Below are 15,728 nucleotides of genomic sequence, written 5' to 3' on the forward strand. Positions count from 1 at the left end.
GCCGGGGCCCCCCGCCCCCCCGGGGCCGCCGCGCCGGCGGGCCCGCCCCCCCCCGCCCCACCGCGTGGCCCCCCCCCCCCCCCCCGACCCCGGCGGCGCCGCCCCCCCGCCCCCCCCCCGACTTCTTAAAGCGTTTCTTCGCTGGGCTGGTTCAGGTGACCAGAAAAGACGATGCGGTAATCGACAGATGCGGAGAGAGGCTCGCGAAATGGATCTGGTTTGCGCCTCCGACGCCGTCGCTGTCGAAAGAAAGAGCTCCCGTCGAACTGTTGTAGATAATGTGATCGGAACTGTCATGCGCGGCTTTGCCGGCAAAGAAAGCGTCCGACGAGAGGCCCCCCTGATCGAGACCGGCAAAGATGGAATGATCGAGGTGGATTTTGTCCTGGGCTTTGTTGAAATCAGTGATCTTGTCGACGTTTCCAGCACCAAGGGCGGTACTGAACACGAAGGCATCTCTGCCCCCACGCCCGCTCAACGTATCGGCTCCGCCGCCGCCGTCGATCTTGTTGCTACCGGCATTGCCTTGAATGGTCTGTCCGAATTCGTTGCCGGTCAGATTGATGGCGGCCTTGCTGGATGCCTTGGTGGTTGCGAGTTGCTCGATATGCGAGCCAGCCGAAAGAGCGAAGCTCACCGAGGCAAGAACCTTATCGGCGCCGCTTCCTCTCTGCTCCACCACCTTGTCGTGGGCATTGTCGACGTAATAGGTGTCATTGCCGCCATAGCCGGTCATCTTGTCGGCGCCACCGCCACCATTGATCTTGTTGACGCCGCCATTCCCGTAGATGGCTTGGCCGAATTCATTGCCGGTCAGGTTGATGGCCGTCCTGCCCCCAGAGCTGGCAGTGGAGAGCTGCTCGATATGTGAGCCCGCCGTAAGAGCATAACTCACCGAGGCCACGACCTTGTCGAACCCCCCGCTTGGCGCTTCCATCACCTTGTCATGAGCATTGTTGACGAGATATTTGTCATTGCCCTTGGTCGCGTGGAAAACGTCTGCGCCGTGCGTGCCATGGAAGATATGATCGCTGCCCGACGGGGCCGGCGCGGCGGGAGCAGGGGCGCCGGCGTCGCTTGGTGGTGGCGTGGTCGGGGTATCGATCGGATCGCTTGCTGGCGGGGCGGCAGAGCCACCGGTGCTTTGGAGGTTGTGCTGCTGGAAGAAAGCCTGCAGCGCCGGCGAATTCTCCAGAGCTGTGTCACCGTTCTGCGAGCCCCAGGCATAGGCATAGTCGAAGGCAGGCGACGGAACCAGTGCTGCCCAATGATCTATCATCGTTTGCATCTGTTCCGTCGTTGGCATCTGATGCTTCCCGCCCGTGTCGGTCGTCCAGTTGCCACCGCCAAAAGTCTGGTAGACCGGAATGATCTTGTCGATCGGGATGCCGGACTTCACTGCCGCGCCCACAGCCCTGTCAATCATGTTGTAGTCGACCGTGCTCACGTCATCGCGCACCGGGTACGGGTCCAACCCGTAATAGTCGATGCCTGTATTGGCCGGATTATAGGTGTTGGAAAAATCCGGATTTGTAGGAGACCCCATATTCATCATGGTGACGAAGGTCTTGGCGCCCGGAAAATGGGAATGGATCCAATCCGATTCCGCTTTCAGGTTTTCGGCAGTTGCATATGTGCCCCACCTGCCGGTGGGATCTGGCTCGTCCATCAGGAAAAATCCGAACACCTTCGGGTTGTTCAGAAATGGTGTAACTTTTTCAATGAAGGAGGAGGTGACGCCGTCGTGCGCTCCGAGATAGACGAGGCCTTTCATGCCGTCCGGCAAAGCATTGACCTGCGAAAGATATTGAACATCGACCAGGTTGAACCCGGCGGTTGCGACTTCGGTGGCTGATCCACCGGACGCATAATGGAGTGTCATCCAATGATCCTTTGGTTGATTCGATTTATGCCCCGCGTCTGCTTAGGTGATTGCTACATTAGGATGAAATCAAATACGAAACACAGCGAGATAGAATGTTTGATTGATCTAAGTTGTTGCTCAGTAGCAGGTATTTTGCTCAGTCGACTGTGGCACCTTTGAAAGTGTTTGGGAGCAAGGACATACGCCTCTTTTGCCGGCTCCGTTCTGACCAGTTCCTTTAGCGAAAATCGTCATTTTTCGGGAAGTTATCCCCAGACAGGGAGACGTCGGCGGTCGCGTTTCGCCGGCTCATGCCACGAATCCGCTGCATTTTCCTCAAAGTCGACGTATGTAAGCAGAGCGTAATAAGGGGGCCGACGGATAGCGGCTGCTATGCGCATCAAGAAAGGTTTGAGCCATTACAACTTACGGAAGTAACGGCGCGGCAGTGTCGCGCGAACGACCGCTGGTCATGAAAACATCGGGGGCCGGTTCTCCCGAGCTACGTTCCGCCATTCTCGCCTGCATGCCTGGGCTGCTTGGCGTGGCGCTGTTCTCGGCAGTGATAAACATTCTCGCTCTGACCGGTTCGGTCTATATGTTGCAGATTTACGATCGCGTTCTGCCGTCGCAGAGCGTTCCCACCCTGGTGGGGTTCACGATCGGCATGCTGGGTCTGTATGCGGTCCATGGGCTTCTGGATTTCGTGCGGCTTCGCGTGTTGGTCCGCATCGGCAGCCGTCTCTATAGGAATTTGCAGCAAAAGGTGTTCTCCATCTCCCTGTCCCTGCCGCTCAAGGCAGGGCGTGATGCGGACCGTCTGCAGCCTTTGCACGATCTTGACCGACTGCGCGGCTTTCTCTCCGGAACGGGACCGACGGTCATCTTCGACGCCCCGTGGATCCCCTTTTATCTGCTGATCATTTATTTGCTCCATCCTTCGCTCGGCCTGCTGGCGACGGTCGGCGCGATCGCTGTGGTCCTCTTAACAGCGATCGCGGAAGTGTTTAGCCGAGGCCCCGCCGCGCGTGCCTCGGAGGAGCTGCTGTCGCAGCGGGCGCTTGCCGATTCCGGCCGGCGCAACGCCGAAGTCGTTCACGCAATGGGGCTGTCTGGTCGACTGGCTCGACGCTGGAGCGACGTCAGCCGAGCCTATCTCGCCCAGCAGGAACGTCTCTCTGACGTCGTTGGTGGCGCCAGTTCGCTGTCGAAGGCCCTGCGGATGGCGTTGCAGTCCTGTGTTCTCGGTCTCGGCGCTTACCTGGTGATCGGCGGCGAGGCTTCACCTGGGGTGATCATCGCATCTTCCATTTTGCTTGGCCGCGCCTTGGCCCCGGTGGATGCTGCGATCGCAAACTGGAGAGGCTTTCTGTCGGCCCGGCGCAGCTATGCCGAGCTGGCAGCGGTCATGGCGGCATTCGGCCGCCAGGACGAGCCAATGGAGTTGCCTCGGCCGCAGGCGCGGTTTGCGGTCGAGCAATTGACCATTGCGCCGCCCGGCTTGCCAAAGCCAACCGTGGTGAATGTGAGCTTCCATCTGTCGAGAGGCGCTGGGATGGCCGTAATCGGCCCAAGCGGTTCCGGCAAGACAACTTTGGTGCGTTCGTTGGTCGGAGTGTGGAAGCCGCTCCATGGCTCGGTGAGATTGGACGGTGCCTCTCTCGATCAATGGAACTCGGAACAGCTCGGCGCCCATATCGGCTACATGCCGCAGGATGTGGAGTTGTTTGACGGCACGGTAGCAGACAACATTTCGAGGTTCCGAGGCAAGACGGATCCAAAAGGCGTCCTTGCGGCGGCAAGAGCAGCCGGCGTCGAGAAAATGATAATGCAACTCCCTCAGGGGTTTCAGACCCGCATCGGCGAGGGCGGAGCGGCCCTGTCGGCAGGGCAGAGGCAACTCGTGGGTCTCGCCCGAGCACTTTATGGCGAGCCGTTTCTTGTCGTGCTCGACGAACCGAACTCGAACCTCGACGTGGACGGAGACGCTGCCCTGGCCGGCGCCATACGGGCAGTGCGTCAGCGCGGAGGCATCGTCATTGTCGTTGCGCATCGTCCTTCGGCACTCGCCAACATCGATCAGGTACTGGTTATGTCGAATGGAACGGTTCATGCCTTTGGCTCGCGCGAGCAGGTCTTGGCGAACGTGCTCCGACCTTCACCGCCTGTTTCACCTCGGCCATCTTCTTTGGCGCCGATACCGGGTGTTGCCGGACATGCATGAAGGTCTGCTCGAAACATTCGTCACCTTCTCATCGTATGCGCGGACCCTTCGTGGCAGCAAACGGCCTGCCGTGAGCGCGCCAGATCTGCCGGACGGTATACGGGCCAACCTGATATTCGGCTTGGCGATTACCGGTCTGCTGGTCCTTGGCGGCGGCCTATGGCTGGGATTGACCGAGATCGCCGGCGCTGTGGTTGCACCAGCCACCGTGGTGGTGGAAAGCAACGTCAAGAAGGTCCAGCATCAAACCGGAGGCACAGTGGGCGGGATCTTCGCGCAGGACGGAGATCATGTGCGAGGCGGCGACGTGCTGGTCAGGCTGGATGACACGCTGACTCGCGCGAACCTGCAAATCATCAGTGAGGATCTCGATCGCGCGACCGTCCGGCTCGCTCGGCTGGAGGCTGAGCGAACGGGCCTGGCGGAAATGCAACTGCCGGTCGGCCTGAAGGCGCGAATGAACCAGCCGGAGCTGGCTGCGCTCGTCAATGGCGAGCGCGCGCTCTTTGAAACGCGCGCTTCGGCTTTGGCTGGACAGAAGGCACAGTTGAGAAGCCAATCCCAGCAACTTGAACGTCAGATCGACGGCCTCAAAGCGCAACAGAGCGCGGTGGATGAATCGGTTGCTCTGCTGAATAAGGATTTCGCCGACGTTGATTCCCTCTATGCCAAAAAACTCGTCTCCAAGGAGAGGGTGAGCAACATCAGGCTGGATGCCACCCGGGCCAGGGGAGAATCGGGGCGCCTCGCTGCAGCAGTAGCTGAAGCGCAGGCGCGCATCAGCGAAACGGGGTTGCAGATGCTGCAACTGGATGACCAAAGGCGCACTGACGTGACGACCGAACTCCGCGAGACGGAAGCCAAGCAGACTGAACTCAACGAACGGAGGATTGTGGCCCAGGATGAATTGACCAAGACAACGATCCGCGCGCCGCAGTCCGGAACGATACAGGAATCGGCTGTCCATACCGTCGGCGGCGTTATCGCGCCTGGCGAGATGCTCATGACCATCGTACCTGATGCCGACGATCTTGTGGTGGACGCGCTGATCCCTCCGTCGCGGGTCGACGACGTCCGGCCAGGGCAGCCGGTATCGATCCGTTTTCCGGCGTTCGACGTGGGAACCACTCCGGTCTGCCAAGGGTCAGTGAAACACATCTCGGCAGATCTGATTAAAGATCCGCAACGTCAGCTTTCCTATTTCTCGGCGCGTATAAAGGTTGAAAGCAAATCGAACTGCCTGACCGAAGCGAAGGTGCTGAGGCCAGGTATGCCCGCCGAGGTTCATATCCGCACCGATGAACGCAATGTCTGGTCTTATCTGTTGAAACCATTTGCGGATCAGATGTCCAAGGCGTTTACGCAGTGATGGCGAGGAGGGGAGGCGAGTAGGATCGGGATTTCTGGCGGCCCGACGGCTTTTTGGGGGCGGGCGGCCGTCGAGCCTAACCGGCGGCGCGGGGATGAAGCGCCTCCGGCTGGAGGAAACATGCGCGTTATGTGCCGCTACCGCATCATTCGAATAGCGAGGCAGTTTGTCCGCTGTCGGTAGTTTTTTGCCCAATGAAATAAACGAACGCGAATGGCGGATGGCGGGCGAGCGGAACCGCAACATCACCCATCAAAGATCAGTGTTGCTGTGGTGCGAATTGCGGGGGGGCGGCCAATCCCGTGGGCGTCGTGCTGGCAGGAGCTGGCGCAGCCATCGAGCATCACTGGACGGTGGCCTGAGGCGAGTTTGCCAGCCGTGATCTTGCAAAGACTTTGTCTATCCCCGCCCGAAATACGCCTGGTACCACTCGACGAACCGCCCCACCCCTTCGGTCACTGTCGTCGTCGGGCGGTAGCCGACCGCCTGCTCCAGCGCCGAGGTGTCGGCGAAGGTATCGGGCACGTCGCCGGGCTGCAGCGGCAAAAGTTCGACGATGGCTTTGCGGCCCAGCGCGTTTTCCAGCGCCTCGACATAGGCGGTCAGCTTCACCGGGTTGTTGTTGCCGATGTTGAAGATGCGCCAGGGGGCGCTGCTTGTGGCCGGATCGGGACGGCTGGAGTCCCAGGCGGCATTGCCCGTGGGCGGGCTGTCGCTGGCGCGGATCACGCCTTCGGCGATGTCATCGACATAGGTGAAGTCGCGCGTGTGATTGCCGTTGTTGAACAGCTTGACCGGCGCGCCGGCCAGGATGTTCCTGGTGAACAGGAACAGCGCCATGTCCGGGCGACCCCAGGGACCATACACCGTGAAGAAGCGAAGCCCGGTCGTCGGCAATCGGAACAGATGGCTGTAGCTGTGCGCCATCAGCTCGTTGGCGCGCTTGGTCGCGGCGTAGAACTGCAGCGGATGGTCGGCCGGACGATGTTCGGAAAACGGCATGTCGGTGTTGGCGCCGTAGACACTGGAGGTGCTGGCATAGGTCAGGTGCGCGACGGCGCTGTTGCGGCAGGCCTCCAGCATGTTGGTGTAGGCGACGATGTTGCTTTCGACATAGGCATGCGGGTTTTCCAGGCTGTAGCGAACCCCGGCCTGGGCGGCGAGATGGATCACCCGGTCGAATGCATGGTCGGCAAAGCAGGCGTCGACCACGCTCTTGTCGGCGAGATTGCCGCGGATGAAATGATAGCCGGCATTGGTCTTGCGGCTCGCCTCGTCCAGAAGCCGCAGCCTCGCCTCCTTGATCTGCGGATCGTAGTAGTCGTTGACGTTGTCGATGCCGACGACCTCGTCACCGCGCTCCAGCAGCCGCTTCGCTACGTGATACCCTATGAAGCCGGCCGCGCCGGTGACCAGAACCCTCATCAGAAGCGCCCATCCGTAACATGCCTGGGGAACAGACCCTTGATGTCGTAGATGACGCCCGGGGTCTTGGAGGACATTAGCTGATCTGGTCGCGCGGAGTTACCCTCGCCGTGAGGTGAAGGCAAACCGGTGACAGGAGGCTCAACCAAGATCGATATTCGCACTTACAAACCTTCGGCCTCTTCGTCGTCGAGTATCTGTCACCTCAGCGCACCCTTGCCAGCGCGTGTGGGACGCCGGCTTTGTACCCAACCGAATACAGGCACGGGAGTTCCATTCCTGCACGGAATGGGGTGGGAGAGCCGCACTTCATTGCTGGCGATGCTGAATAGGCGCCATGAACCAGCTTCGCTGATACTGGCGCTCACCGGCGTGCCCTTCAGCTCCTCAAACCGGGATCCCGTTCGGGAAAAACGAGACTGGCCAATGGACGCCCGATCGTCTCGCTGCTCCAAACGTCCGCTCCTGGCTCTTGGAGCTGTAAGGGGCGCCATGTCGGCTGGATTACCGCCCCCAGACGACGGCATTCTCGTGCCGTTTGATGATGTGCTTCAGATTCTCGAAGGCGGTCGTGACGTGGCCCGCGAAGCGCTCTGCCGCGGGCGAGCGCGGTCCGCTGACCCGGCGCAGGATACCAAGCGAGCGGCTGGGCTGCGGAATTTCATAGGGCAGCACCGTCACCCGGTTTTCCTTGCGCTGCGCGAAGACCACGGAGAATGGCAGCACCGCCAGCGCATCGGTTTCGGCAAGGAAGTTGATCACGCTCATCAGCGAGCCTCCCGAATAGCGGACGTTGAGGTCCGACATGCCGATGCTCATCAGGATCATCTGCAGGTCCGACATCAGCGGAGAGCCGGGTAGGGGGGCTACCCAGGGAAAGCTGGTCAGGTCATGCGCCCTGAGGCGGCGATTTCGCAGCAGGGGATGGTCGGGCCGGCAAGCCACGACGTTGCGTCCGGGCAGGATTTCGGTGAATTCGAAGCCGGGTCCCAGGTCGAGCACGCCGATCGGCACGATCCCGAGATCGATCTGGTTGCTCTCCAGCGCCGCGACCATCTCGGGCAGGTTCATATAGCTTTGCTGAACGGTGACCTCGGGTTCGAGCTTCTGGAATTCTCCGATCATCCGGCTGATCATCGCATCCATGAAGAAGGGCACGCCGCCGACACGGACGACGCCCTTCGTGCCTTTCATGAAGCCCTGGACCGCATCCGACGCCTTGCGCGACGCGGTGATGATCGTGCGGCCCTGCGCCGCCAACTGGAAGCCGAGCGGTGTCGCCTGCAGCGGCCGGCGACCCTTGAGGAAAAGCGGCTCGCCCACCCGCGCCTCCAGCATGGCCAGCGATCGACTGACCGCCGGCTGGGTCAGACCCAGCATGGCGGCTCCTTCCGACACGCCGCCGGCATCCAGCACCGCGGCGAGCTGCATGAGGTGGCGCTCGTTCAGCTTCATAGCAAAACGCTATACAAGGGACGCCACATCTCATCAAGCATCGCGTCGGGCCGTGCTATCCCGCTTGGCAAGGGGAAGGGAGGCCCCGGCGGAATGCACGGCCAGCACGACCCGAAGCGAGATGAATTCCCCAAGGCGATCTCGACGCAGGCCGAGGAATTCTCACGGCGCCTGACGGCAATGGGCCAGTCCCGCCTGGCGGCGGCGGCGCAGGCAGCCGTCGACGGTTTGCACGCGCTGATCGTCGAGCTGCGACCCTCGGGCGAGGAGTTCCGCCAGGCGATCGATTTTCTGACCGAGGTTGGCCACTACGCCGATGCGCGGCGCCAGGAATGGGTGCTGTTCGCCGACGTCCTGGGCGTGTCGTCGCTGATCGAGGATCAGAACAGCCCGCGCCCTGTTGGGGCGACCCCAAACACCCTGGCCGGCCCCTTCTACCGGGCCGACGTGCCGGAGATGCCGCTCGGCGCGAACATCTCGCGCGATCACAAGGGCGAGCAGCTGGAGGTTGCGGGCCGGATCGTCGCGCTCGACGGCGATGCGATCGGCGATGCGATGGTCGAGATCTGGCAGGCCAATGCCGAGGGTCTCTACGAGAACCAGGAACCCGACAGGCAGCCGGAATTCAATTTGCGTGGACGGTTCCGCACCGATCCGCAGGGACGCTTCGTCTTCGTGACGGTGAAGCCGAAGGGCTACACGTTGCCATCGGACGGACCGGTCGGTCAATTGATGTCAGCGCTTGGCCTTGGCCTCGAGCGGCCGGCCCATATCCATTTTCGCGTCTCGGCGGAGGGCTTCGAAACGCTGACGACCCACATCTTTGACCGGTCGGACCCTGCGATCGGCCGGGATGCCATCTTCGGGGTCAAACCCGACCTCATGGCCGAGTTCCGCGCGCTGCCGCCCAACGGAGGAAAACGGAAGCACGCGCTCGATCTCAACCTCGTGCTCTGTCCACAGCGGCGGGGCGAAACCGAAACCTCTGGGAGGAGATGACCGATGGCACGTGTCAGCGGCTACCACCATTTGACGCTCTCGACCGACAGCGCTCAGGAAGATTTTGATTTCTATACCAAGGCACTGGGCCTGCATTCGGTGAAGCGCACGGTCTTGTTCGACGGCGTCATCCCGGTCTACCACCTCTATTACGGCTCGCCCAATGGCGATGCCTCGACGATCATCACCACCTTCCCGTTCCGCAAGCCGGGCGTCTATGGCCGCCGCGGGTCCAACCAGTCGCGCACCATCATGCAGTCGATCCCCAAAGGGGCCGCGGATTTCTGGGTGGACCGGTTGAACGCGCGCGGTATCGAGGCGATCAAGATCACGCGTTTTGGCGCTGACCGTGCGGCTTTCGCACATCCCTGCGGCATCCCGCATGAGCTGGTGGAAAGCGACAGGGATCCACGCGCGCCCATCACCAACGAGGCGCAGGGCATCGGCAAGGCCAACGGCATCAAGGGAATCTACGGCGCCGTGGTGGCGGTGATGGACCGCACCGCCATGGACGACTTCCTGACCATCGCATTGCCGATGGAGAAAGAGGCCGATGACCACGAGGGGCTTGTGTTCCGCGTGCCGGACGCGGCCGGCGTCGCGCAGCGCGTGGAGGTCATTGTCGATCGCGACAGCCCGCAGGGCACCTGGACGCTGGCGGGCGGCACCATCCACCACCTCGCCCTCAACACCGGCGACGAAGAGAACCAGCTGAAACTGCGCGCTCATATCGAGGGTCTCGGCTTCACCGATATTTCGGAGCAGAAGGACCGCAACTACTTCAAGTCCTGCTATGTCCGCTCGCCCGGAGGCGCGCTGTTCGAAATTGCCTGGACTACGCCCGAAGGCTGGGCCAAGGACGAGCCCCCGGGCCAGATCGGCAAGACGCTGGTCTTCCCGCCATGGTTCAAGGACCGTGAGAGCGAATTGCAGGTCGGCCTGGAAGAGGCGGATTTCACGTGAGTTCAGGCAGCGGTCCGCTCCGGCTTGGGCCAAGAGGCCCGGAGGCGAAGGCGATCTGCGTCTTCGTCCACGGCCGTGGCCAATCGCCCGAAGAGATGCAGTCGCATGTGCTGTCGCGGCTTTCCGCGACCGCCGTGGCCTTTATCCTGCCGCGTGCACCACACGGCATGTGGTGGGAGGCGCGTGCCGTCGACCCGTTGACGCCGGTCGCCCGGGCGCAGCTTTCCGACGCGCTCGACCACCTTGCGGCCGCAATGGTCGCGGCGCGGGCCGAACTGCCCGGACTGCCGCTTCTTCTCGCGGGCTTCTCGCAAGGGGCGTGTCTGTCGATCGAATACCTCTGCGCGGGGCTGCCGCCGCCGGATGCTTTGGCGGCCTTCACGGGCTGCCGTGTCGGTGTTCCGGCGGACGAAAGATCGGAGGCCGCGCCGGCCGGAATGCCGATCTATCTTTCCGGTGGCGATGCCGATCCCTGGATTCCGGTCTCGGCGTTTGCCGATGCCGCGCAATCGCTGGGCCGGATTGGCGCGAGCCTGCGGGCCGATCTGTTCCCGGGCCGCGGTCATGAGGTCTCGGACGCCGAGATTGCCATGCTGGGCACGATGCTCGACGACCTCGCGGCCGGGCGTGGCCCGCGCATGGAGGCGGCGCGATGATGGACAGCTTCACCTTTCCGGGCCTGACGACACGGGTGGTCTTCGGTGCCGGCACCATGGCTCGGGTCGAGGAGGAAGTCCGGCGGCTCGGCCATGACAAGGTGATGGTGCTGTCGACACCGCATCAGAAGGGCGATGCGGAAAGACTGGCCGCAAGTCTTGGCGGCCTCGCCGCCGGGATATTTGCCGGCGCGGTCATGCATACGCCCGTCGAGGTTACGGAAAAGGCCGTCGACGCCTTCCGCAGCAGCGGCGCTTCGGCGGTCGTCAGCTTGGGCGGCGGCTCGACCACCGGGCTCGGCAAGGCCATTGCGGTGCGCACCGGCGCCGATCAGGTGGTCATTCCCACCACCTATGCCGGTTCTGAAATGACCGACATCCTCGGCGAGACGGCGGCCGGCGAGAAGACCACTCGCCGCTCGCCGGACATTCGCCCCGAGACGGTGATCTACGACGTCGATCTGACACTGAGCCTGCCGGTCAGTCTCACCGTCACCTCGGCGATGAACGCGATCGCTCACGCGATGGAAGCCTTGTATGCCCCCGATCGCAATCCGGTGATCGTGCTGATGTGCAGGGATGCCATGGTTGCCTTCCGGGACGGCATTCCAAGGCTGATCGGCGATCCGCGGGATCGCGCGGCGCGGATGCAGGCGCTCTATGCGGCGTGGTGCTGCTCGACCGCGCTCGGCTATGTCTCGATGGCGCTGCATCACAAGCTGGTGCATGTCTTCGGCGGCTCGTTCGACACGCCGCATGCCGAAACCCACGCCATTCTGCTGCCGTACACGACCGCCTTCAACGAAGCGGCGGTGCCCGATCTGCTGGGCCCGATCGCCGACGCATTCGGTGGTGGCTCGGCGGGCAGCGGGCTCTGGGATTTCGCACAGTCGGTCGGCTCTCCGCTGAGCTTGAAGGCGATCGGTATCGAGGAGACCGATCTCGACCGCGCGGCGGCGATCGCGGTCAAGAATGCCTATGCGAATCCAAGGCCCATCGATCCGGGATCGATAAGGGAACTCCTTCAGTCGGCGTGGGAGGGACGCCGTCCGGGGGCTTGAGAATAAAACAAGAGGGAGGAACTTCACATGATCACAAGACGCAGCCTACTGAAAGCCTCGGCGGCGACGGGCCTGGCGCTCGCCGGTTCGCGCCTGGCGACGCCGGCTATCGCGCAAGGCGCCAAGATCCGCCTGGGCTATGTTTCGCCGCAGACCGGGCCGCTCGCCGGCTTTGCGGAGAGCGATGCCTACAACATCAAGGCCTTCCTCGCTTCCGAGGCAGGCAAGAACTTCGAGGTCATCGTCAAGGACAGCCAGTCGAACCCCAATCGCGCGGCCGAGGTGGCGAAGAGCCTGATCGTCGATGACGAGATCAACCTGATGCTCGTCGGCTCGACGCCCGAGAACACCAACCCAGTGGCCACCACCTGCGAGGCGGAGGGCGTGCCGGTCATCTCGACGATGGCGCCGTGGCAGCCCTGGTTCATCGGCCAGCAGGGCAGTCCGGCCGATCCGGCCTCGTGGAAGCCTTTCAACTTCGCCTATCATTATTTCTGGGGTCTCGAAGACATCATCGCCGTCTACACCGGCATGTGGAAGCAGCTTTCCACCAACGGCAAGGTGGGCGGGCTGTTCCCCAACGATGCCGACGGCAATGCCTGGGGCGACCCGAAGAATGGGTTGAAGCCCGGCCTCGACGCCGCCGGCTTCAGCCTTGCCGATCCTGGCCGCTATCAGAACCTTTCGGACGATTTCACCGCGCAGGTCAACGCCTTCAAAGCCGCCAATGCCGAGATCGTTACCGGGGTGGTCATTCCGCCCGACTTCACCACCTTCTGGAACCAGGCCCGCCAGCAGGGCTTCAAGCCCAAGGCGGTGACGGTGGCCAAGGCGATCCTTTTCCCGCAATCGGTCGAGACGCTCGGCGACGCCGGCCACAACCTCTCGTCCGAGGTCTGGTGGTCGGCCTCGCATCCGTTCAAATCGTCGCTGACGGGCGAGAGTTCGGCCGAACTCGCTGCGGATTTCACCGCCAAGACCGGCCGTCCCTGGACCCAGCCGATCGGTTTTGTCCATTCGCTGTTCGAGGTGGCGGCCAATGTCATGGGCCGCGTGTCGGATCCAACCAATGCCGAGGCGATCGCGGCGGCGATAGCGGCCACCGACTTGACGACGGTAGTGGGCAAGGTGGCCTGGAGCGGTGCGGGATTGCCACCTTTCGCCGCGAAGAACGTCTGCAAGACGCCGCTCGTTGGCGGGCAGTGGCGCAAGAAGGCCGGTGGCGGCTTCGATCTGGTGATCGTCGAAAACGCCGGCGCCTCCCAGATACCCACCGCCGGCAAGATGGAAGCCCTGGCCTGACGCTGCCGAGGGCGGCTGATACCGCCGCCCTCGTTCGGCGCGACCCAAGGATGACAGTGATGATACTCAGGCTGGAAAACGTTTCGAAGTCCTTCGGCGCCTTGAAGGTTGCGGATTCCGTGACCGTCAGCGTGCCGCGCGGCGAAGCGCTGGGCATTATCGGCCCGAACGGCGCCGGAAAATCGACGCTCTTCAACCTGATCACCGGCAATCTGTTTGCAAATGAGGGTCGCATCGAATTGCTCGGCCGCGACGTGACCCGTGCTCCGGCGATGGAGCGGGCGCGCATGGGCGTTGGCCGCAGCTTCCAGATTCCGCAGCCTTTCGAGGGGCTGACCGTGTTCGAAAATCTCTTGACCGCTGCCGCCTTCGGCCGCGGCGGACGCGAGGCCGAGATGGTCGACGATTGCGCTGGTATCCTCGAGGAGACGGAGCTTCTCAGGAAGGCCAATTTCGTGGCCGGCTCGCTGAGCCTTCTCGACCGCAAGCGCCTCGAACTCGCCCGCGCCCTGGCGACAGGCCCTGAGCTTCTGCTTCTGGACGAGATCGCCGGCGGTCTGACGGAGGGCGAATGCAAGGCCCTGGTCGCGACGATCAAGGCGATCCATGCCAGGGGCACGACAATCATCTGGATCGAGCATGTGCTGCACGCCCTGAATTCGGTGGTAGAGCGGCTTCTCGTGCTGGATTTCGGGCGTGTGATCGGGATCGGTGCGCCTGATGAGATCATGGCCTCGAAGGCGGTTCGCGAAATCTATCTGGGGCTCGAGGTCTGATGCTGGAAACGCGCGGCCTCACCGCGAATTACGGCCAGTTCCGGGCGCTGTTCGGTGTGGATATCAGCGTGGCCGCGGGCGAATGCGTGGCGATCATCGGCGCCAATGGCGCCGGAAAATCCACGCTGATGCGCTCGATCACGGGCGTGATCGGCAACGAGCCCGGCATGGTGCTGCACAGGGGCGAGCCGATTGGCGCGCTGTCTTCGGCCGAGATCATGAAGCGCGGCATCGCCATGGTGCCGGAGGGGCGCCGACTGTTCCCTTCGCTGACCGTCGAGGAAAACCTGCTGGTCGGCGGGCAGGCGCGCCAGGTGCCGGGGCCGTGGAACCTCGACGCGGTCTATGATCTTTTTCCGATCCTGCGCGAGCGGCGCAAGAGCCCCGGCACAGCGCTCTCGGGCGGCCAGCAGCAGATGGTGGCGATCGGCCGGGCGCTGATGTCGAACCCCCAATTGCTGCTCTGCGACGAGATCAGCCTCGGCCTCGCCCCCGTCGTCATCCGCGACATCTACGCAGCCCTTCCCAGGATTCGCGAAAGCGGCGCCGCGATCGTGCTGGTGGAGCAGGATATCGGCAGGGCGCTGGCGGTGGCCGACCGGGTCTACTGCATGATGGAGGGTCGCGTCACGCTGGCCGCCAGGGCGGCCGAGGTCACGCGCGAAGACATCCATTCCGCCTATTTCGGGGTGGCGGCATGACCAGGGATCCGAGATTCCGTCATCTGCTCGAGCAGCGCTCTTGTGGCCTGATCGAGGTGGCGCGGCGATGATCTGGCTGGACACCCTCGTGCAGGGGATTCTGCTGGGCGGGCTCTATGCCCTGTTTGCAGCGGGATTGAGCCTCGTCTTCGGCATCATGCGGCTGGTGAATCTCGCCCATGGCGACCTCATCATTCTTGCCGCCTATCTGGTTTTGATGGGCGTCACGCTGCTCGGCCTGTCGCCCTGGATCGCTGCCCTGGTCGCCATGCCGGCGATGTTCGCGCTCGGCTGGCTGCTGCAGACCGTCGTGCTGAACCGCGTGCTGGGCAAGGACATCCTGCCGCCGCTTTTGGTCACCTTCGGCCTGTCGGTCGCCCTGCAGAACGGCCTGCTCGAGGCCTTCTCCGCCGACAGCCGCCGTATTCCGGTGGGCGCGTTGGAAGGGGCATCGCTCGATCTCGGGCTGGTCACGGTGGGGATCATGCCGCTGATGACCTTTGCCTCGGCGATCGTGATGATCATTGCCCTGAACGGGCTCTTTTACCACACCGCGCTCGGCCGTGCCTTCCGCGCCACCTCGGACGACGCCGTGACGGCGGGGCTGATGGGGATAGAGCCGAAGCGGATTTTCGCGATCGCCACCGGGATCGCCATGGTCGTGGTGACGCTGGCGGCCCTCTATCTCGGCATGCGGGCAAACTTCGATCCTTCGATCGGGCCGGCGCGGCTGATCTATGCCTTCGAGGCGGTGATCATCGGCGGCCTCGGCAGCCTATGGGGAACGCTCGCGGGCGGGATCATCATCGGCGTGGCGCAGACGTTTGGTGCCGCGCTCAATCCGGAATGGCAGATCCTGGCCGGCCACATCGCCTTCCTGGCCGTGATGCTGCTCAAACCGCGCGGGCTTTTTCCGCGCGCAGTGGATTGAGG

13 protein-coding genes are annotated in these 15,728 nt (G+C 63.0%); 10 read left to right on the forward strand and 3 right to left on the reverse strand.

Translation table 11 applies throughout. The annotated features are described in order from the left end of the window. Positions 1 to 151 precede the first annotated feature (151 nt). Positions 152 to 1,882: a calcium-binding protein gene (locus NKJ67_RS13645; protein WP_352581650.1), complete on the reverse strand. Its 1,731-nt coding sequence runs from the start codon at positions 1,880 to 1,882 to the stop codon at positions 152 to 154. 454 nt (positions 1,883 to 2,336) lie between these two features. On the opposite strand from NKJ67_RS13645, the gene NKJ67_RS13650 reads away from it, so the two are divergent. Next, the gene (locus NKJ67_RS13650; protein WP_352581651.1) at positions 2,337 to 4,088 is read left to right on the forward strand and encodes a type I secretion system permease/ATPase; all 1,752 of its coding nucleotides are present in this window, start codon (positions 2,337 to 2,339) and stop codon (positions 4,086 to 4,088) included. Then, entirely contained in the window at positions 4,081 to 5,457 is a 1,377-nt protein-coding gene (locus NKJ67_RS13655; RefSeq protein ID WP_352581652.1) for an HlyD family type I secretion periplasmic adaptor subunit, read from the forward strand. Before NKJ67_RS13650 ends, NKJ67_RS13655 begins: the two co-directional genes overlap by 8 nt. 399 nt (positions 5,458 to 5,856) lie before the next feature. Here NKJ67_RS13655 and NKJ67_RS13660 read toward each other — a convergent pair whose 3' ends face one another. Then, the gene (locus NKJ67_RS13660; RefSeq protein ID WP_352581653.1) at positions 5,857 to 6,882 is read right to left on the reverse strand and encodes an NAD-dependent epimerase; all 1,026 of its coding nucleotides are present in this window, start codon (positions 6,880 to 6,882) and stop codon (positions 5,857 to 5,859) included. A 504-nt stretch (positions 6,883 to 7,386) separates the two neighbouring features. Continuing rightward, positions 7,387 to 8,337, reverse strand: a complete 951-nt coding sequence (locus NKJ67_RS13665; protein WP_023808937.1) for a LysR family transcriptional regulator — start codon at positions 8,335 to 8,337, stop codon at positions 7,387 to 7,389. Between the two features lie 93 nt (positions 8,338 to 8,430). Between NKJ67_RS13665 and NKJ67_RS13670 the strand changes: the two genes are divergently transcribed. The 8 genes from NKJ67_RS13670 to NKJ67_RS13705 all read left to right on the forward strand — a co-directional run bounded on the left by NKJ67_RS13670 (position 8,431) and on the right by NKJ67_RS13705 (position 15,726). Further along, complete coding sequence (locus NKJ67_RS13670; RefSeq protein ID WP_352581759.1) at positions 8,431 to 9,336, forward strand: dioxygenase family protein; 906 nt, start codon at positions 8,431 to 8,433, stop codon at positions 9,334 to 9,336. A gap of 3 nt (positions 9,337 to 9,339) precedes the next feature. After that, on the forward strand, positions 9,340 to 10,299 hold the full coding sequence (locus NKJ67_RS13675) for a VOC family protein (RefSeq protein ID WP_352581654.1): 960 nt from the start codon (positions 9,340 to 9,342) through the stop codon (positions 10,297 to 10,299). Next, positions 10,296 to 10,955 (forward strand): alpha/beta hydrolase, encoded by a 660-nt coding sequence (locus NKJ67_RS13680; protein WP_352443267.1) that lies wholly within the window; start codon positions 10,296 to 10,298, stop codon positions 10,953 to 10,955. Before NKJ67_RS13675 ends, NKJ67_RS13680 begins: the two co-directional genes overlap by 4 nt. Beyond that, a complete protein-coding gene (locus NKJ67_RS13685; protein WP_352581655.1) occupies positions 10,952 to 12,016 on the forward strand; it encodes a maleylacetate reductase in 1,065 nt (354 codons plus the stop codon). The genes NKJ67_RS13680 and NKJ67_RS13685 overlap by 4 nt, the downstream gene beginning before the upstream one ends. A 27-nt stretch (positions 12,017 to 12,043) precedes the next feature. Beyond that, positions 12,044 to 13,318, forward strand: coding sequence for an ABC transporter substrate-binding protein (locus tag NKJ67_RS13690; RefSeq protein ID WP_352581656.1), 1,275 nt, complete (start codon positions 12,044 to 12,046; stop codon positions 13,316 to 13,318). 59 nt (positions 13,319 to 13,377) lie between these two features. After that, positions 13,378 to 14,094, forward strand: coding sequence for an ABC transporter ATP-binding protein (locus NKJ67_RS13695; protein ID WP_352556029.1), 717 nt, complete (start codon positions 13,378 to 13,380; stop codon positions 14,092 to 14,094). Then, positions 14,094 to 14,795, forward strand: coding sequence for an ABC transporter ATP-binding protein (locus NKJ67_RS13700; protein WP_352581657.1), 702 nt, complete (start codon positions 14,094 to 14,096; stop codon positions 14,793 to 14,795). Before NKJ67_RS13695 ends, NKJ67_RS13700 begins: the two co-directional genes overlap by 1 nt. A gap of 67 nt (positions 14,796 to 14,862) precedes the next feature. Beyond that, complete coding sequence (locus NKJ67_RS13705; RefSeq protein ID WP_352581658.1) at positions 14,863 to 15,726, forward strand: branched-chain amino acid ABC transporter permease; 864 nt, start codon at positions 14,863 to 14,865, stop codon at positions 15,724 to 15,726. Positions 15,727 to 15,728: the final 2 nt, after the last annotated feature.

This window comes from Mesorhizobium sp. M0088 (assembly GCF_040322895.1).
Classification (GTDB): domain Bacteria; phylum Pseudomonadota; class Alphaproteobacteria; order Rhizobiales; family Rhizobiaceae; genus Mesorhizobium.